The 16930-nt window shown below is 58.5% G+C and carries 19 protein-coding genes; 12 read left to right on the forward strand and 7 right to left on the reverse strand.

Features of this window, described 5'->3' with window-relative positions:
* Nucleotides 1–66 precede the first annotated feature (66 nt).
* Both PUT78_RS06965 and PUT78_RS06970 read left to right on the forward strand, forming a co-directional pair.
* Nucleotides 67–795 carry an NAD(P)H-dependent oxidoreductase gene (locus PUT78_RS06965; RefSeq protein WP_274351517.1) on the forward strand — a complete coding sequence of 243 codons (729 nt, stop codon included), beginning with the start codon at nucleotides 67–69 and terminating at the stop codon, nucleotides 793–795.
* A 123-nt stretch (nucleotides 796–918) separates the two neighbouring features.
* Entirely contained in the window at nucleotides 919–2532 is a 1614-nt protein-coding gene (locus PUT78_RS06970) for an MFS transporter (protein WP_420793469.1), read from the forward strand.
* A gap of 20 nt (nucleotides 2533–2552) precedes the next feature.
* On the opposite strand, the gene PUT78_RS06975 is transcribed toward PUT78_RS06970, so the two are convergent.
* Nucleotides 2553–4097, reverse strand: coding sequence for an MFS transporter (locus PUT78_RS06975; RefSeq protein WP_274351519.1), 1545 nt, complete (start codon nucleotides 4095–4097; stop codon nucleotides 2553–2555).
* An 87-nt stretch (nucleotides 4098–4184) separates the two neighbouring features.
* Here PUT78_RS06975 and PUT78_RS06980 point away from each other — a divergent pair, with 87 nt between their 5' ends.
* The 7 genes from PUT78_RS06980 to arsH all read left to right on the forward strand — a co-directional run bounded on the left by PUT78_RS06980 (nucleotide 4185) and on the right by arsH (nucleotide 8976).
* Nucleotides 4185–4979, forward strand: a complete 795-nt coding sequence (locus PUT78_RS06980) for a helix-turn-helix transcriptional regulator (RefSeq protein ID WP_274351520.1) — start codon at nucleotides 4185–4187, stop codon at nucleotides 4977–4979.
* Between the two features lie 204 nt (nucleotides 4980–5183).
* On the forward strand, nucleotides 5184–5408 hold the full coding sequence (locus PUT78_RS23775) for a TetR/AcrR family transcriptional regulator (RefSeq protein WP_420793476.1): 225 nt from the start codon (nucleotides 5184–5186) through the stop codon (nucleotides 5406–5408).
* On the forward strand, nucleotides 5348–5569 hold the full coding sequence (locus PUT78_RS06985) for a hypothetical protein (RefSeq protein ID WP_274351521.1): 222 nt from the start codon (nucleotides 5348–5350) through the stop codon (nucleotides 5567–5569). Before PUT78_RS23775 ends, PUT78_RS06985 begins: the two co-directional genes overlap by 61 nt.
* A complete protein-coding gene (locus PUT78_RS06990) occupies nucleotides 5562–6422 on the forward strand; it encodes a CPBP family intramembrane glutamic endopeptidase (protein WP_274351522.1) in 861 nt (286 codons plus the stop codon). Before PUT78_RS06985 ends, PUT78_RS06990 begins: the two co-directional genes overlap by 8 nt.
* A gap of 106 nt (nucleotides 6423–6528) precedes the next feature.
* Nucleotides 6529–6963: a PadR family transcriptional regulator gene (locus PUT78_RS06995; RefSeq protein WP_274351523.1), complete on the forward strand. Its 435-nt coding sequence runs from the start codon at nucleotides 6529–6531 to the stop codon at nucleotides 6961–6963.
* A 70-nt stretch (nucleotides 6964–7033) separates the two neighbouring features.
* The gene (locus tag PUT78_RS07000) at nucleotides 7034–8212 is read left to right on the forward strand and encodes an MFS transporter (protein ID WP_274351524.1); all 1179 of its coding nucleotides are present in this window, start codon (nucleotides 7034–7036) and stop codon (nucleotides 8210–8212) included.
* Nucleotides 8209–8976: an arsenical resistance protein ArsH gene (gene arsH / locus PUT78_RS07005; RefSeq protein WP_274351525.1), complete on the forward strand. Its 768-nt coding sequence runs from the start codon at nucleotides 8209–8211 to the stop codon at nucleotides 8974–8976. Before PUT78_RS07000 ends, arsH begins: the two co-directional genes overlap by 4 nt.
* Nucleotides 8977–9146: 170 nt before the next feature.
* Here the strand turns inward: arsH and soxR are convergent, their stop codons facing one another.
* Nucleotides 9147–9611, reverse strand: a complete 465-nt coding sequence (gene soxR, locus PUT78_RS07010; RefSeq protein WP_274351526.1) for a redox-sensitive transcriptional activator SoxR — start codon at nucleotides 9609–9611, stop codon at nucleotides 9147–9149.
* 88 nt (nucleotides 9612–9699) lie between these two features.
* Between soxR and PUT78_RS07015 the strand changes: the two genes are divergently transcribed.
* Both PUT78_RS07015 and PUT78_RS07020 read left to right on the forward strand, forming a co-directional pair.
* Nucleotides 9700–10350, forward strand: coding sequence for an MBL fold metallo-hydrolase (locus PUT78_RS07015; RefSeq protein ID WP_274351527.1), 651 nt, complete (start codon nucleotides 9700–9702; stop codon nucleotides 10348–10350).
* 164 nt (nucleotides 10351–10514) lie between these two features.
* Complete coding sequence (locus PUT78_RS07020) at nucleotides 10515–11078, forward strand: GNAT family N-acetyltransferase (protein ID WP_274351528.1); 564 nt, start codon at nucleotides 10515–10517, stop codon at nucleotides 11076–11078.
* Nucleotides 11079–11089: 11 nt separating this feature from the next.
* Here the strand turns inward: PUT78_RS07020 and PUT78_RS07025 are convergent, their stop codons facing one another.
* Nucleotides 11090–11524 carry an Lrp/AsnC family transcriptional regulator gene (locus tag PUT78_RS07025; RefSeq protein ID WP_274351529.1) on the reverse strand — a complete coding sequence of 145 codons (435 nt, stop codon included), beginning with the start codon at nucleotides 11522–11524 and terminating at the stop codon, nucleotides 11090–11092.
* Nucleotides 11525–11662: 138 nt separating this feature from the next.
* On the opposite strand from PUT78_RS07025, the gene PUT78_RS07030 reads away from it, so the two are divergent.
* Nucleotides 11663–12556 carry a DMT family transporter gene (locus tag PUT78_RS07030; protein ID WP_274351530.1) on the forward strand — a complete coding sequence of 298 codons (894 nt, stop codon included), beginning with the start codon at nucleotides 11663–11665 and terminating at the stop codon, nucleotides 12554–12556.
* A gap of 64 nt (nucleotides 12557–12620) precedes the next feature.
* Here the strand turns inward: PUT78_RS07030 and PUT78_RS07035 are convergent, their stop codons facing one another.
* The 4 genes from PUT78_RS07035 to PUT78_RS07050 form a co-directional block, all read right to left on the reverse strand.
* Nucleotides 12621–12983, reverse strand: coding sequence for a ribbon-helix-helix domain-containing protein (locus tag PUT78_RS07035; protein ID WP_274351531.1), 363 nt, complete (start codon nucleotides 12981–12983; stop codon nucleotides 12621–12623).
* Between the two features lie 27 nt (nucleotides 12984–13010).
* Entirely contained in the window at nucleotides 13011–13568 is a 558-nt protein-coding gene (locus PUT78_RS07040) for a DJ-1/PfpI family protein (protein WP_274351532.1), read from the reverse strand.
* A gap of 1233 nt (nucleotides 13569–14801) precedes the next feature.
* Nucleotides 14802–15281: a tripartite tricarboxylate transporter TctB family protein gene (locus tag PUT78_RS07045; RefSeq protein ID WP_274351533.1), complete on the reverse strand. Its 480-nt coding sequence runs from the start codon at nucleotides 15279–15281 to the stop codon at nucleotides 14802–14804.
* A gap of 25 nt (nucleotides 15282–15306) precedes the next feature.
* On the reverse strand, nucleotides 15307–16827 hold the full coding sequence (locus PUT78_RS07050) for a tripartite tricarboxylate transporter permease (RefSeq protein ID WP_274351534.1): 1521 nt from the start codon (nucleotides 16825–16827) through the stop codon (nucleotides 15307–15309).
* Nucleotides 16828–16930: the final 103 nt, after the last annotated feature.

Genomic DNA, 16930 nt, shown 5'->3' on the forward strand with positions numbered 1-16930 from the left:
TCTGGACCTTTAGCGACCATATTTGAACCTGTATTTGTGCTGTTGACCAGAAAGAAAGGACAGCACATGCATTTTCACATCCTCCACGCCCACCCCGAGCCGAAGTCATTCAATGGGGCACTGACCGAACGGGCCCGGACGGATTTGCCTGCGAAAGGGCACAAGGTTACGGTCACTGACCTTTACGCGGCAGGTTTTGACCCGGTGGAACGCGGCGCGCATTACACCCGGCGCCTGAACACGGACACCTTCTCACCGCTTGCCGAACAGCGCCATGCTTTCGGAACAGGCGCGGTTCCTTGTGATGTCCGCCAGGAAATCGCCGCGCTGGAGCGCGCCGACACGCTTGTCCTGCAATTCCCGCTGTGGTGGCACGGGCCGCCGGCCATTCTGAAAGGATGGTTTGACCGGGTATTCCTGAGTGGCGGGATATATACCAGCTGCAAGCGCTATGACACTGGCCATTTCAAGAGGCGGCGGGCGCTTGTCTCGGTGACCAGCGGTGCGCCGGAATCGGCGTTCGGTCCGGGTGCGCGCGGGGGGGATCCGGCGGCAATGCTCTGGCCGATCCACTATTCACTGCACTATCTTGGCTTCACGGTTCTGCCGCCCTTCTGGACCTTCGGCGTTCAGGGCCATGGCTATGCCTATGAGGATGCAGGAAAAACTTCGCAGCGCCTGCAGCAACAACTGGACGCTTGGGCAGAACGGCTGCATGCGCTGCGCACGGACCAACCACTTGCGTTCCCCGGATGGAACGACTGGGACGCAGAAGGACGTGCGACAGGCCAGTAGATCAGACCGGTGATCTTCAGGCCGGTTTGGCACGGTTTCATTGGCACGCAAAAGTTTCATTTTCCTACTTGAGTTGAAGTGTACTTGAACTTTTATACAGTTGTGGCACATCGTAAAAAGGACTTGAAAATGACTGGCCATGAAACCCTCAGCCGCGCGCCACATGCTTCGCCGCGGCGTGCCACAAAGCGCGAATGGATCGGGCTTGCCGTTCTTGCGCTGCCGACGCTGCTGCTTGCCATGGACATGACCGTCCTGCATCTGGCCGTACCCAGCCTGAGTGCGGCGCTGGAGCCGTCGAGCTCTCAACTGCTGTGGATTGTCGACATCTATGGCTTCATGATTGCCGGGTTTCTGATTGTCATGGGCAATATCGGCGACTGGATCGGGCGGCGGAAACTGTTGCTGACCGGCGCTGCGGCATTCGGCTTTGCCTCTGTGCTTGCTGCCTTTGCCCCGACGACGGAAATGCTGATCGCGGCGCGCGCGCTTCTGGGGATCGCCGGGGCAACGCTGATGCCGTCAACACTTTCGCTAATCCGCAACATGTTTGACGATCCGGCACAACGGACCACCGCTGTAGCTGTCTGGATGACCAGTTTCATGGTCGGCGCGATCATCGGCCCATTGGTGGGCGGGGTCATGCTGGTCTGGTTCTGGTGGGGGTCGGTGTTCCTGCTTGCTGTGCCGGTCATGCTGCTGCTTCTGATTGCCGGGCCGATCCTGCTGCCGGAATTCCGCAACGAAGGAAAGTCGCGGCTTGACCCCCCTTCGGTCATCATGGCCATCGCGGCCATTCTTCTGCTGGTCTTTGCACTTAAGGAAGCGGCCAAATACGGCAGCATCTGGCAAATCGGTGCGGCGGTGCTGGCCGGGCTGGCCATCGGTACGCTGTTCGTGCGCCGACAGATCCGGCTTGAAGACCCGCTGCTTGATCTGAAGCTGTTCAGGAATAGCGGATTCACCGCCTCACTGGCGTCAATTTCGCTTGCCGTCTTTACGATATCGGGCGCCATGTTCCTGATCTATCAGTATCTGCAAGGCGTTCTTGGGCTTTCCCCGCTGGAAGCAGGGCTGTGGTTGCTGCCTTCAAGCCTTGCCGGGCCGATCGTTGCCTTCGCTGTACCGGCGCTGTCCCAGCGCATCGCCCCCAACCGCCTGATTGCAGCCGGGCTGGCGACGGGTGCGGTCAGCCTTGGGGTGTTTGCGCTGCTTGGTCAGGTCAACGGATTGGCAATGGTTGTCGGGGGCATGACCCTGCTGAGCATCGGGCTGACGCCGGTCGGCATTCTTGGGACTGACCTGATCATCAGTTCGGCACCGGCGGAACAGGCGGGGGCGGCCTCGGCCATTTCGGAAACCGGCACTGAACTTGGCATGGCACTTGGCATTGCCCTGTTCGGTAGCCTTGCGACCGCGATCTATAAATTCGGTTTTGCCAGTGGCATTGGCGCAGATATTCCCGCGTCGCTGACGGATCGCGCGTCAGAAACACTGGGCGCGGCCATCGCCGTCGCTATGGAGGCAGAGCCGGGCGTGGGCACTGCCATTCTGTTGGCCGCGCGTGATGCCTTCACGTCCGGGTTGCAGGCCGCAGCACTGGTTGCAGCCATCGTCTCTGCTGGTACGGCGCTGATGGCATTGCGCTATCTGCCGAAGACCATTCGCGCAGGGGCGGGCAATGAGCCCGCAGTGGACAGCACCTGCCCTGTCGAAACCGCGCAGGGCTGTATCTGACGGGGTGGCCCGGGCGGACCCTAGCCACCCTGTGTCCGGGCATGCCGCAAGGCCACAACTGAAAGCAGCGCAAGCGAGGCCGCGATGAGTGTTGCAACCATCGCGGCCCCGTTCAGACCCGCGACAAAGGCACTCTGGGCTTGCGTGAATACCCCTTCGGGCAGTGTATCCTGAACCGCATAGGCCTGAGCGAGGCTGTCTGTAACCGCTTCAGACTCTGCGCCCCGAAGGCCGGATGGCAGGGCATCGAATATCTCTCGGCGGTAGATGAAGGTTGTCAGGCTGCCCAGAATGGCCACGCCAAGTGCGACCCCCAGTTCCTGCACCATCTCCGACATGGCAGAGGCAGCGCCCGCCTTGGTAGGTGGCGCGGTGCTGACCACAAGGTCTGTTCCCAGCGCGGCGATGGTCCCCAATCCCAGATAGGCAAGCGAGAATCCGGCAATCAGAAGGGCGATGCCACTGCTCGGCACAATGACGGTCAGCATCAGGTAGCCGATGGCCGACAGGGCAAGGGCACCGCCGACCACGATACCCGGCCGCACTTTTCGTGCCATTAACGGGGCCGCAATACCAGCCACAAACATCATCAGTGCCGGTGGCCCCATCCACGCACCGGCAACCAATGGCGAGAACCCCGCCACCAGTTGCAGATACTGCGTGACCAGCAGCATCGTCCCGCCAACACTGACCAGACCGAACAGCAGGATAATCAACGCCACCGTGAACGCCCGGTTCGCGAACAGCCGGACATCCAGCAACGGATGGCGCAATGTCAGCTGCCGCCGCACAAAGACCATTGCCAACACCACACTTGCCGCAAAGGCGAGCACTGAAGGAAAATCGATCCCATATTTTGCCACCTCCTTGAGCGCATAGATCCCCGGCAGGATTGCCAGAAGCGAGAGGAACGCGCTGATCAGATCCAGCCTGCCGCCAGCGGGGTCGCGGTATTCGGGCAACAGGAACGGGCCGGCGACAAGCAGGATGGCCACGATAGGCAACGCCACGAGGAATGCCGACCCCCACCAGAATTGTTCCAGCAACACCCCGCCGACCAGCGGGCCAGCCGCCATTCCCAGTGCAAACATGGTGGCCCACACGCCGATTGCCAGGGCGCGCTGTGCGGGCACATTGAACATGTTGCTGATCAGGGCCAGTGTGCTGGGCATCAGCGTCGCGCCTGCGACACCAAGTGCCGCCCGCGCAAAGATCAGCATCCCGGCGCTGGTGGAGAACGCCGCCAGAACTGAGGCAGCAGCGAAAGCGACAGCCCCGATCATCAGCAGTTTGCGCCGACCGATGCGGTCGCCCAGAGATCCCATTGTGATCAGAAACCCCGCGATCATGAAGCCATAAGCATCCATGATCCACAGCGCCTGCGTGCTGGTCGGTTGCAGATCCGCCGCCAGCGCGGGAAGTGCGAGATACAGTAATGTCACATCCAGCCCCAGCAAGGCGGTGGGCAGCGCCAGCACAGCCAGCCCCAACCATGTTCGGGTGCTGGCGGGCGCATGTGCCTGCTCGGGGGGCGCGTCCGGGTGAAAAGTAACGTCAATGGTCATGCTTGCCTCCTTGATCTGAGGCCAGACATGTGTGAATTTAATCCTGTTACAATGGAACTTTTTATCCTGTTGTCAAAGGTAATAGCCATGAATGCCCGATCCCTTGACCGCAGCCGCACAGAGCTGTCACATTTCCTGCGTCAGCACCGCGAACGCCTGTCGCCCGCCGATGTCGGCCTGCCCGAAACCGGGCGTCGCCGCACGCCGGGACTGCGACGCGAGGAGGTGGCAGCGCTCGCTGGGGTGGGCCTGACATGGTACACATGGTTCGAACAGGGGCGCGATATCGGCGTGTCCGAGGCGTTCCTTCTCAACATTTCCCGTGCGCTGAAACTTGGTGATGCCGAATGCTGCCATCTGTTTCTGCTCGCGCACCGGCGGCCCCCACCGGCTGATATCTATGACTGGCCATCGGTGAATCCTCGTATCCAGCAGATCATGGATGCGCTGGATATGATGCCTGCCTATGTCCTCAGTCTTGGCTGGGATGTGGTGGCCTGGAATGCTGCGGCTGAGCGCCTGTTCGGGCTCGCAGCGCGTGAGCGTGTCGAGCGTAACTTCCTCAGGATGGTCTTTGCCGATCCGGAGTTTCGCCGCCATCACCCGTCCTTCCACGACGATGGCCCGCGTCTGATCGCGAACTTCCGCTGTGATCTGGCCATCGCGCCCGACAATCCGGCACTGCTGGCGCTGGTTGATGACCTGAAGAAGCTGTCGGCGGATTTCAGGCGTTGGTGGGGCCAGCCCGCACGGGGCGAATACATCCGGGGGATCAGCCAGTTCCTTGACCACAACATCGTGACTGATTTCCAGCATGAGATGATGACAGTCGACGAGCATCGGTATCTGCGCATGATCGTCTGCTTTCCAGCCACAACTTAGCCATGATCGCGGCGTCTACAAAAGTTTTAGGCGTTGCGTTAAGGGTCGCGATGAAACGCTACGGTGGATTCGCCATACTGGCCGCTGACAGCCAAGGTCTCCGTGTTTGTGTTTGCTCTCCATCCTGAAGTAGTTCAACCTTCGGTTGTGAAATCGGCCCATTCGATCAAAAAAAATAGCCAGCCGACCTGTTTGAGTGTGAAAGTGACGAGTTTTATCGAAGAAGCCCGGCGCAGGCAGATCGTAGATGCAGCGATCCGTGTTCTGGCCCGTGAAGGTTACGCCAAGGCGCCATTTTCGTGCATCAAAGCAGAGGCACAGATATCAAAAAGCACCATCATGTATCACTTTTGCGGGGGGGGACATTCATGCGCGGGCAGGTCGATCTGCTTGATAGACTTCTGGTCGAGGGGCAACAAAAAGAGTTGATTTGGGAATTTGACACGCATGTGATGGCTACTGCCATCACCAAAAGCATCGAAAGCGCGCTGGCAGAGTGGGTGTTGCACATTGAAACCGATCTTTTCTTCTACGCCGGAAAGTTGGTGACGTTGTGCGTCCGCGGCACCGAAAAGCGGCGCGATGACTGACCGCCAGGCCTTTGCTGAATTGCGCTGGCGGTATCTGCTGCCGCCACTGGCGGTGCTCAGTTTGGCATTGCCTGTTGTCGGAGTATTGGTTGGGTTTGAGACTGTCGCCGCACGCTATTCAGGATGGTTTCTGGCCGCAGCGGTCTGCCTGTCAGCATTTGCACCGGTTGCGGCGTTGGCGCTGGCCAGCCACAGCTGGCGTGGCTGTTCGGCGTTGGCGCTTGTTGTTGTGCTGTGGTTCTTCAATATAGCGATTGCAACGCTACCCCAAGTGGGACCGTTCAGGGAACTGGACTGGAACTGGCAGGGCAAGACACTGGATCTGGCCTGGATGCTTGGCATCATTGTCATGCTGCCAGTGGCGCTCCGGCGTGAGATTGGCTGGACATGGCGAACCAATGCAGGCTCGTTGCCGGTTGCGTTCATAAATATCGCCATAATGGTGGCCGTGGGGTTCTTTGTGTTTGGAGAAGTGGGGCCAATATTCGTGGGACAAGGGCTTTCTCTGGAACGCGTCCTGTTCGATACGACCTATCCCAACCTCGTTGAGGAGATCATTTATCGTGGTTTCATGCTGGCGCTTCTAGACCGGGCATTCCCGCCAAGATGGCACTTTTCCGGGGCGAAAATGGGGTGGGGCGTCGTTCTCACTGCATGGTTGTTTGGGCTGGTTCATGGGATCACCCCCGACGCAAACGGTACCATCGTGTTTGATCCGCTCTGGCTTGTTGCGACATTCGTTGCCGGGCTTATGTTCGGCTGGATACGAGCGCTGACTGGAAGTCTTTGGCCTGCATTTCTCGCTCATTGTGCGCCGGAAGTCGGTATTCTTTTTGCGTTGGCAGTTAGGTAGCAGCGGACACATGTGCGTCATCCTCATGCGTCGCAAAAGTATTGGCACAGGCATTTTTGCAGGTCAGTGCTTGACGCCTTGATGTTCAAGGTATACACCGCTCGCCATGAACACACCCCGCACCACACAACGACGACCCGCCCGCCAGTCACCTGATTATGCTGACCCGGCCTATTGGCAGGGGACGATCAAGATGTCGCTGTCCAAGTTCTTCGTGCTGTGTGTGCTTCAGCAAAAAGCTATGCACGGCTATGAGGTGGTGCAGGCGGTGGAACGCACGACAGGCGGCTGCTGCAGCCCGACCGAAGGGACAGTCTACCCGATGCTGAACGAATTTGAAGCGGGCGGCTACCTTACATCGCATACCGACACTGTTCAGGGCCGCGCGCGCAAGGTCTATGCCATCACGCAAAAGGGGCGCGACGCATTCCAGACCGCTGTTGGTGCCTGGATGGAAGCGACAGACTGCATCATCGCCGGTAAAGCCGCAGCAGATGCGACTGCGCGACCGCAGGGAACAGCGAAATGCTGTTCCGAGTGACATTTTTTTACCCACATACATTGATGATCGATGGATTGATCATCAATGTATTTACCGGAAAGAACGCCCCATGACCGCGCAACGCACACAGACGGGTGTCGTCATCGCCCTTGGCAGCGCACAGACGCTGGCATGGGGGTCAACCTATTACCTGCCCGCGATTCTGGCGGTGCCGATGGCGCGCGATACCGGTGTCTCCACCGGTACGGTTTTTGGCGCGTTCTCCGCAGCGCTTGTCATTGCGGCATGCCTCGGGCCGCTGGTCGGCCGCCGGATCGATCTGTTCGGCGGGCGCGATGTGCTGGCGGTTTCCAGCGTGGTGTTCGCGGCGGGGCTGGCAATGCTTGGCATGGCGCAGGGGGCGGGCATGCTGTTCGCCAGCTGGCTGCTGATCGGTACCGGCATGGCGATGGGCCTCTATGAAGCCGCGTTTTCCACCCTTGCGGGCATTTATGGACGCCGCGCGCGCGGCGCGATCACCGGCATCACGTTGCTGGCGGGGTTTGCCAGCACCATCTGCTGGCCCATCTCGGCCTATCTGGAAGCTGAGGTCGGCTGGCGGATGGTGTGTTTCTTCTGGGCTGCGGCGCATCTGGTCATCGGGTTGCCGGTCAACCGGTTCCTTGTCCCACGGGGCACGCAGCCGATACCGGTGGCGGAAAGCGCGCCTTCGGGTGAAGCGCCAGCAGACCCCCGAACATTCCTGATGATCCTGCTTGCGCTGGTCTTTGCGGTGACATGGTTCACCAGCACCGCGATGGCGGCACATCTGCCGCGCTTGTTGCAGGAAGCAGGCGCAACCCCTGCGGCAGCGATTGCGGCGGCGGCACTGGTGGGGCCTGCGCAGGTTGCCGGGCGGCTGCTGGAATTCGGTGTGTTGCAACGGTTTCACCCGCTGCTGTCGGCGCGGCTGGCTGCCATGGCACACCCGATCGGCGCGCTGGCACTCATGGTGTTCGGCGCGCCCGCCGCAATCATCTTCACTGTCCTGCACGGGGCGGGAAACGGCATTCTGACCATCGCCAAAGGCACATTGCCGCTGTCGATCTTCGGCCCTGCCAATTACGGGTTCCGCCAAGGCGTTCTTATGGTGCCCGCCCGTTTTGCACAGGCTGGCGCGCCGTTTCTGTTTGCCCTGCTGATGGAACGCTACGGGGCAGGGGCGCTGCTTTTATCCATCGCATTGGGGCTTTCCGGTCTGGCGGCCCTGCTTGCTATCCACCCTTCATCCACGAAAGAACACGCATGAGACTCCGCACCCTGACCGACCCTGATTATCTGCCCGCGCTGGATACCCGCTTTGCGTATGACAGGCCCGCGAATGTGCTGGCCACCGGGCCATCGCACCCACCGCGCATTCTGCTGCTCTATGGATCATTGCGCGCGCACTCCTATTCGCGGCTGGTCGTGGAAGAGGCCGCGCGCCTGCTGCGTGTCTTCGGCGCTGAACCGCGCATTTTCGACCCGTCAGACCTGCCATTGCCCGATCAGGTAAAAGGCGACGATCACCCGGCAGTGCAGGAGTTGCGCGAATTGTCGATGTGGTCTGAAGGGCAGATCTGGTGCAGCCCTGAACGCCACGGCCAGATTACCGGCGTCATGAAAACCCAGATCGACCACCTGCCGCTCAGCATGGGTGGAATGCGCCCGACACAGGGGCGCACGCTGGCGGTCATGCAAGTTTCCGGTGGGTCGCAATCGTTCAATGCGGTCAACACGCTGCGCCTGCTGGGCCGCTGGATGCGGATGGTGACCATTCCCAACCAGTCAAGCGTTGCCAAGGCGTTTATGGAATTTGACAAGGACGGGCGGATGAAGCCGTCATCCTATTATGACCGGATCGTTGATGTGGTGGAAGAACTGGTCCGCTTTACCGTGCTTACCCGCCCCCATACTGCCACGCTGACCGACCGTTATTCGGAACGCAAAGCGGCAGGTGGCCCGCTGCCGGATGCCGCCAATGACCTGTCTGCCATCGCAACAGCGCATCAGATGAAAGGCGCGCGGGCGTGAAAAGCCGACCTGACTGATCGATCTGCATCCTGTGGCGTCCGGTCTGGACGCAGGGAGTTGATCCATTGGTACGGCTGCGCAAGCCGGGGCGTGCCCCATCATGCGCGCGGTGATGGGGGGTATTCCCCGGTCAGATGAATATGCGCTGCTGAGAATGGCTGCCCGACACGTCAGGCTGATGTTCCGGCATCATTGGCAAGATCTTCAACCCATCCCCGCGGACCGGGGCCTCTCTGCCCCAATGCGTCACCCGCGTTGAGCATCTTGCAGCTTCTGAGCGAAAGGCAACCACAGCCGATGCAATCAGACAGGCCATCCCGCAAGCGCTGAAGCTGTGCAATCTGTTCATCCACCCGGGCGGTCCATTTTTCCGACAGTGCGGTCCAGTCATCGCCGGTTGGCACATGCCCGGTCGGCAGCTTATCCAACTCCACCTTTATCTCATCCAGCTTCATGCCAAGTTTTTGTGCAAAGGTGATGAAGGCCAGACGTCGCAGTACATGGCGCGGGAAGCGCCTGTGCCCCGATCCGGCCCGTTCGGAAACTATAAGACCGCGTTCTTCATAGTAGCGTAGCGCCGAGGAGGCGACACCGCTGCGCCGTGATATCTGGTTGATGGTAAGGGTGGTTTCCATGCCCGGAACTTTCTCGTGAGTGGTGATTGACTTCAAGTTAACTTTAACTTGTAGAAATGAATCACCCAAAAGTCAATGGAGATGACCCATGCAACAGATTCGCCCCGATCTCTGGATCACTGCGCCTTACTTTCCGGAACCAGAGGGTTTTCCCGACCTGAAATTCCACGGCTATTTTCTGACGCGCCCAGAAGGCAATCTGCTTATCCACACCAGCGAGCACGCCGCCGACCATGATATAATTGCGCAGTTGGGCGGTGTTTCACGGCAATACCTGGCCCATGGCCACGAAGCGGAGCCGGGCATTGCAAGAATCCGCCAGCGTTTCGGGTCCACATTGCTGGCCCATCGCGCCGCCAGCGCAGATGTTGCAGTGCATGCCGAACTCGACCATCCCCTCGACGGCGGGGAGGTGTTTGACGACGGTGTGACGGTGATTGCAACACCCGGACATACTGCAAGCAATGTCGCGTTCAAGGTGCGGAGCAAAACCGGAGAGACTTATCTGTTTGTCGGCGACACGATTTTTCCGCGGCGGGGCGAATGGCATGGCGCGGTCTTTCCCGATGAAGGCGGCGACACTGCGACTTTGCAAGACAGTCTTGCCAGACTCGCCGACCACCACGCCGATCTTATTTTGTTTGGCGTTACTATTTCCGATGAACCGGCCCGGCAGTTTACCGCCAGTTCCTGGCGTGCGGCACTGGATGAGGCGTCCCGGTCCCTTCAGCCGATATAGCCGCTTGTTTCGCGCGTGCGCCAACCTTCAATAGCATACCAGCCGGTCGCGGTGGGCGAGCCGCAGGCTTCCGTCGCGACCGGCCAGGACAGCATGCAGACATTGCCGATCCTGCGCCGCACCCTTAGATACGTGGGCACAGCATCTACTTTGGAAATTCCTCGATGAATACCGATTTCGACCTGCCGATCGTCACCGACCGCCTTTTGCTTCGCCCGTTTGAGCCATCAGATCGCCCCGCCTATGACGCATACCACAGCCGCCCGGACGTATACCGCTTTCTGTATATGCCTGTTCCAACCGGTCAGGCCCTCGACGCGCAGTTTTTATCCGTGCTGCCCGGGCGCTTCACCGAGGATGGGGACACATTCAGGCTAGCCGTCACGCGGAAGGATGATGCGGTCGTGCTGGGGGAGGTGTTGTTGAAAATTGCCAACAAGGCGGCCCTTCAGGGGGAAGTGGGTTACATCTTTAATCCGGACTATGCGGGCAAGGGCTATGCGACAGAGGCAGTGCAGGCCATGGTTGATACCGGCTTCCGGAAATGCGGGTTTCATCGCATTTTTGCCCGCCTTGACCCGTTGAACACGGGGTCTGTGGGCGTGATGGAACGGCTGAAGTTCCGCCGTGAAGCGCATTTGATTCACAATGACCGCTTCGAGGGTAGCTGGGGCGATGAATTCATTTACGCCTTGGTCAGGTCAGAATGGGAGAAGATCGCTTCGTAGCGGGCTGGCCCTTAAAACGGCGGGGGCCGCCGCAACACAGGTTGTGACTTCACGATAGAGGTTCTGGTCTCTGCCTTTTCGACAATCTTGTTCAGGATCGTATCAAGTTCTTCGATCGAACGAATGTAAAGGCGGGCAAAATAGCAATCGTCACCTGTAACCTTGTCGCACTCGCCGAACGCCGCTAATTCTTCAATAAGCTGCTGAACAGCGTGCAGTTTTCCCGGTAGTGGCCGGATATGGACGATGGCTTGCAGCGGGAACCCCAGTGCCTTCGGGTCGATGTCCAGCGTGTAGCCGCGAATGATTCCACGCTCTTCCAGCCGTCGTATCCGGTCTGAAATGCTTGGCGACGACAAACCGACCTGTTGCGCAATCTCCTTGATCGACATCCGCGCGTTTTCCACCAGATGCCTCAGGATACTCTGGTCAACCTGATCAAGCATTTTCACCTCGAAGATCATATTCTAAGTTTACCTTATAATATCAGGTATTTTCTGACAATCGCCTTTGTAGATCCATGGATTTTCCTGCGATTCTACGCGATCCTGCTGTCAACACTTGGTTTCCTCACAGGCGCATTCATGACCGAAACAACCCGCGGCTCCATTGAAATGACAATCGCTATGACGCTGATGGGCACAATCGGCTGGTTCGTGGTCATGTCCGGCCAACCTGCAATTGATGTCGTTTTCTGGCGTTGCCTTTTCGGCGCTTTGGCCTTGACGGTAATCTGCGCAGGGATGGGGTTGTTCAAAGGTCAGGTGACAAAAGGGCAGATCGGTCTTGCAGCGCTTGGCGGGGTTGCAATCGTGCTTAACTGGTTGCTGCTGTTCAGCGCATTTCCGCGGGCTTCAATATCGATTTCAACTGTTGTCTACAACACACAGCCCTTCATGCTGTTGGTATTCGGCGCGATATTCTTTGGCGAGAAGCTGACGATCAGGAAAATCGGATTGCTTGGTGTTGCCTTTGTCGGTGTTATTGCAATTACGCAAAACCGGCCCGACGCTGTCTATGTCGGCACCGATTATCTGACTGGCATCCTGTTGGCGCTTGGCGCGGCATTCTTGTGGGCGGTTGCTGCAGTGATTACCAAGAAACTTACGGGGATGCGCCCGCATCTCATCACATTGATTCAGGTTTCGGTTGGTGTCGTGATGCTGGCGCCCTTCGTCGGTTTCACTGATTTGCCGACAGATTATCAAAGCTGGCTCATGCTGGCTGGCATGGGCGTCATCCATACTGGTCTGCTTTATATCCTGATGTATGGTGCAATCCAGAAACTGCCGACACATTTGCAAGGCGCCCTTTCCTTTGTCTATCCGGTGTCAGCCATCACGATCGACGCAATTGCATTCGGGGTCACATTGGCGCCGATTCAGCTGTCCGGCATGGCGGCCGTTCTTTTCGCCGCTATGGGCATGACGCTGGGATGGGGGGCACCCGGCCTGACGCGGGCAAATGTGGAAAGATGACTCAGGCGGGCATGGCCACCGGGGCATTCCGTATCTTGCTGAAGCGCGGAAACTGCAAGTGTCGCTAATTCATGCGAAGGCCGCGCCGTGCTGCCTCTCTCATAAGGATGTCCTGCGCCGGATGTCCCGCAATCGGCACACCGGGATCGGCAGAGATTTCGCCATCGGCGATCAGCGCGTGGTAGCGCGCGCAGCATACCCGCAGGAATGAAGTGAAATTGCCAAGATCATGATCGGCATCCATCGCCTCATGCCAGAGGCGGGTGATCAGCTGCGCAACGCTCATCCCGTCGCGCGCACCGATCTCCGTCAGCGTGTCCCAGAAATGGTTCTCAATCCGGATAGAGGTGGCGACCCCGTCGATGCGCAAACTGTGGGTGCGGCTTTGCCATTGCGCGGCATCCGCCTTGATGAAAAGTTCGCACATCGCAGGGCCTCCTGTTTCCGTTGGCGTTCAGAGAAGCGCCATGAACTGCTGCAGCCACGCGGGATGCGCGGGCCATGCGGGCGCAGTGACCAGATTGCCATCGGTTACCGCCTCTGTCACCGCAATATCGGCGAATGTCCCGCCAGAGGCCGTAACTTCATAGGCGCAGGCCGGATAGGCCGAGCAGGTCCGCCCCTTGAGCACCCCAGCGGCGGCAAGCAACTGCGCCCCGTGGCAGATCGCGGCGACTGGCTTGTCGGCCTCGAAGAAATGGCGCACTTTGGCCAGAACTTCGGGATTCATCCGCAGATATTCCGGTGCCCGGCCACCCGGCACAACCAGCGCGTCATAGCTGGCTGCATCGACGGCATCAAAATCCGCGTTCAGCGCGAAATTATGGCCCGGCTTCTCGGAATAGGTCTGGTCGCCCTCGAAATCATGAATGGCTGTCTTGACCGTATCCCCGGCTTTCTTGTCAGGGCAAACGGCATCAACGCTGTGGCCGCATGCCAGAAGTGTCTGGAACGGAACCATGGTTTCATAGTCTTCGGTGAAATCGCCGGTGATCATCAGGATCTTCGCCATCTTGCATCCTCCCTTGCTGACGGTAACCGGAAGGGTAGGGCGGATGCATGGATGCCGGGTGTTAACCGGATACTACTTCTTAAATTTAGCGGGCAGGGGCATTGCACTTGCCCTGCTTGTATAACCGCCGCGGTCCTGCGGGGTAATTTGATGATTTGCAGGCAGGTTGCGGTACGGCGGTTTGCCCAGGTCGCACATATCGACTATGTGGGGGCCGAAGACGTCACCAAAGGTCTTGAGGCGGGAAAGGCACGCGCTTGCAGGCACCACGTCTAGTCCGGGCCAAGGGCCGGCACGGGATGGGGATACTTGGTGAGAGAGGTCATTTTCGGTTTGCGGCTCATGTATGCAAAGAGTCGTTGTAGCGGGGGCAAATTCGGGGCGTATTCCTGCGTCGCATGGCCCAGAGCCAACAGTTTGAAGATACACAAAAAATGCAAATGAATCAAAACGCCAGACTATCTATTGTGCCGATGGTGGACTAGATGGATACTTTATGAAAATCAATATGTTATGAGATGCCGTGTGCAGTGTGTGTTCATGTTCTGATCGCGAAATATCGCGTTCTGGCGGGTTCTTGCGAGTTCGCGTTTGTCAGGTGAAGTGACAGGATCGCACGTCCCGCGAAGGCGGCGTTCGCAGTTGCGTCTATGACGACACCACCAACAAGACCATCAGCGCTGAAGCAGGCGTCATTTGTCCGGCACGAGGGCATTTCTCCCAGTGCGTTTGCAAGCAAGGACATCAGGAACGAAGCTGCAAAGGTCATGGTCGTAGGAGAGTGACCGTGATGCACCGTTTAACCACGCAGGTCGATCAATGTCGCTTCTGGACTCCTCGCGCCCGGTGGCGGCGCGGCAAATTCACTCCCGATGATGCCAAGATGGAATAGCCGCTCAGCCGTATACCGCGAGCAGGCTGCCGTTCACCTGTATCAGTTCACGATTTGCCCCAAGCGCATATCCCGGCCAGTTCGACGTGTCCGGCCCTTTGCGGACTGTCAGGCAGTCGGCGGTATGATCTGAAGCGGCCACCTACGCGCCACGCAGCATCAAGGAACAGCCAGCGTATTGCCCGACGGTTGTTCTGGTGCCATATGAAGATGTCCGTCTGTCCTGGAATGGCAATTTGCAAAAATCGCTGCATGATCTCGAAAGGAATTCGCTTGGTTATGCCGATACTGCGTTCATTGTCGGCACAGCGGCATCTCTGATTCATAGAAACATCATTGCTTCAGAACAATAAGCCTCGCGGCAGCGGTATGTTGATCAACTGAACAAACAGCAACCAGATCACTGCCGTGGCGATGATGGGGACGACTATCGTGCTTGGCCAGTGCCGCAGTGGGTCACGCGTCAGCAGGAAACTTGACCCGATCAGCGTTGCGGCGACACTTACGATCAGCCCTAGTTTTCCGATCAGCCAGAACATGCCCATTCCGATCGCGACCAGTCCCACACCAGTGATGAGGATGGCACGCAGATTCTCTGGATGTTCGTCAGATTTGCCGCGTATCACATCAACCCAGATTGCCAGTCCTGCGATGATAAGTGTGATATAGGCCAGCTGAGGGAAGGCATGCGGCCCCAGCCCAGGCCCCGGTCGCCAACTGCCATAAGCGATGTCCAGCAGACCAATGGCGCCTACCAGAATAGTGACCAGACCTGTATAGAAATCCAGACGGGTAAATGCAGTGGATATGGCACTTCTCATCTTTGGCACCCTTTCGGAACTGGGGTTATTTACGCTCGCGCATGACAATCGTGAAGGTAAAGATCATGATGGCCGCGACCGCATACAGACCAAGCGCGATGGGGCTCGAGAGCAGATGAGTCCATTCGCCGCGCCCGATCAGCAAGGACTGGCGCAACGCTCGCTCGGCACCCGGTGCCACGATAAAGCCAAGGATCAGCGGGGCCAGCGGAAAGTTATAGATCCGCAGCACAACGCCCAACAATCCGGCAAACAGCAACACCCAGACATCAATCACCGAATTTCCAGCGGCAAATGTACCCAGAATGGCCAGCACACAAACAATCGGCAACAAGATCCGTGACTTGATCATCGCAATCTTGGAATACAGCGGCAGCAGGAAATGAGACAAACCAAGATTGATAATATTGGCATAGATCAGGATCAGGAACAGCGCATAGATCACCTCGGTATGATCATTGATCAGGCTTGGGCCAGGTGTCATCCCCATGAGGATAAATGCAGCGCCAAATAGTGCAGCGGTGGCACTGCCTGGAATACCAAAGGCAAACAGCGGAATTAATGTGGAGCCCGATGTTGCGCTGTTGCCTGCCTCGGCTGCGGCGACCCCTTCCAGGGAGCCTTTACCGAACTCATCTGGTTTGCGCGAAAAGCGCTGCGCCAGACCATAGCTGATGAAGGCGGCCAGAGATGAGCCCGCGCCCGGCAAGGCCCCGATCAGCGTGCCCATTGTCGTGCCGATCCACGTCGCCCTCATCGTGGCGCGAAACTCTGCAAAGGACAGCTTGTCCTTGCTCGCATCGTAATCTCCGAGTAGCGACTGCGCCTGCTGTTTGGTATCGTCAACAATGCGACGTGCCCGTTCCATCCATGCTTTCGCAAGCTGGATGATCAGTTCGGAAACTGCAAAAATACCCACCAGCACAGGGATCAGAGCCAACCCGCCTGCAAGCTCGGGAATGCCGAAAGTCAGCCGCAGGGACCCGCCAATGGGATCGCGCCCGATCATGGCCAGCAAGATACCCAGTGCCGCCATTGCGACACCTTTGGCAACCTTGCCCTTGGTCAGCGCCGAGATCAGCAAAAGCGAAAAGGCGTAAAGCGCGAAGAATTCCACCGGTCCGAATGTCAGCGCCACAATCGCGAGCGGAAGCGCCAGAAAGATCAGTACGAAATCGCTCGTGGTATCGCCGATGACTGACGAATAAAGCGCCGTGTTCAGGGCCTTGTTCGGGTATCCTTTCAGTTTCGCCTGATAGCCGTCAATGGCCGTCGCGGCAGATCCGGGCGTGCCCGGCACGCCGAAGGATATGGCCGAGATGGAGCCGCCAAACATCCCCCCCTTGTAGATGCCCGTGAGCAGGCCAAGTGCGGCAGCCGGTTCAAGAAAGAAAACAATCGGCAGCAAGATCGCAATCGCCATGTCGCCGCTCAGGCCGGGGATTGCGCCAAGCGTGACCCCCATGAACACCCCGATTGCTACATACAGGATGACTTCGGGACTGAAAGCGAGGTGGAGCGCGTCAACAAAGGCTTCCAGCATCATGAGGGACCGCCTTAATCCTGTTATTGTGATATACTGGACACGCCGGTGTACAAGGCGCCGGGATCCTGTGTTGAAATTGGCCCCCGCGAGTTGTCACTGCGGG

The sequence above is a fragment of the Roseinatronobacter alkalisoli genome (assembly GCF_028745735.1).
GTDB classification, from domain to species: domain Bacteria; phylum Pseudomonadota; class Alphaproteobacteria; order Rhodobacterales; family Rhodobacteraceae; genus Roseinatronobacter; species Roseinatronobacter alkalisoli.

What these genes read in the sequence shown, in the direction of transcription:
- PUT78_RS06995 (WP_274351523.1), top strand. Translation starts at nt 6,529, where the DNA reads ATGAACACACCCCGCACCACACAACGACGACCCGCCCGCCAGTCACCT.
- PUT78_RS07030 (WP_274351530.1), top strand. Translation starts at nt 11,663, where the DNA reads ATGACCGAAACAACCCGCGGCTCCATTGAAATGACAATCGCTATGACG.
- PUT78_RS07050 (WP_274351534.1), bottom strand. Translation starts at nt 16,827, where the DNA reads ATGATGCTGGAAGCCTTTGTTGACGCGCTCCACCTCGCTTTCAGTCCC.
- PUT78_RS06980 (WP_274351520.1), top strand. Translation starts at nt 4,185, where the DNA reads ATGAATGCCCGATCCCTTGACCGCAGCCGCACAGAGCTGTCACATTTC.
- PUT78_RS07035 (WP_274351531.1), bottom strand. Translation starts at nt 12,983, where the DNA reads ATGTGCGAACTTTTCATCAAGGCGGATGCCGCGCAATGGCAAAGCCGC.
- PUT78_RS06990 (WP_274351522.1), top strand. Translation starts at nt 5,562, where the DNA reads ATGACTGACCGCCAGGCCTTTGCTGAATTGCGCTGGCGGTATCTGCTG.
- PUT78_RS07025 (WP_274351529.1), bottom strand. Translation starts at nt 11,524, where the DNA reads ATGCTTGATCAGGTTGACCAGAGTATCCTGAGGCATCTGGTGGAAAAC.
- PUT78_RS06985 (WP_274351521.1), top strand. Translation starts at nt 5,348, where the DNA reads ATGCGCGGGCAGGTCGATCTGCTTGATAGACTTCTGGTCGAGGGGCAA.
- PUT78_RS07000 (WP_274351524.1), top strand. Translation starts at nt 7,034, where the DNA reads ATGACCGCGCAACGCACACAGACGGGTGTCGTCATCGCCCTTGGCAGC.
- soxR (WP_274351526.1), bottom strand. Translation starts at nt 9,611, where the DNA reads ATGGAAACCACCCTTACCATCAACCAGATATCACGGCGCAGCGGTGTC.
- PUT78_RS06975 (WP_274351519.1), bottom strand. Translation starts at nt 4,097, where the DNA reads ATGACCATTGACGTTACTTTTCACCCGGACGCGCCCCCCGAGCAGGCA.
- PUT78_RS07020 (WP_274351528.1), top strand. Translation starts at nt 10,515, where the DNA reads ATGAATACCGATTTCGACCTGCCGATCGTCACCGACCGCCTTTTGCTT.
- PUT78_RS07015 (WP_274351527.1), top strand. Translation starts at nt 9,700, where the DNA reads ATGCAACAGATTCGCCCCGATCTCTGGATCACTGCGCCTTACTTTCCG.
- PUT78_RS07040 (WP_274351532.1), bottom strand. Translation starts at nt 13,568, where the DNA reads ATGGCGAAGATCCTGATGATCACCGGCGATTTCACCGAAGACTATGAA.
- arsH (WP_274351525.1), top strand. Translation starts at nt 8,209, where the DNA reads ATGAGACTCCGCACCCTGACCGACCCTGATTATCTGCCCGCGCTGGAT.
- PUT78_RS06965 (WP_274351517.1), top strand. Translation starts at nt 67, where the DNA reads ATGCATTTTCACATCCTCCACGCCCACCCCGAGCCGAAGTCATTCAAT.
- PUT78_RS07045 (WP_274351533.1), bottom strand. Translation starts at nt 15,281, where the DNA reads ATGAGAAGTGCCATATCCACTGCATTTACCCGTCTGGATTTCTATACA.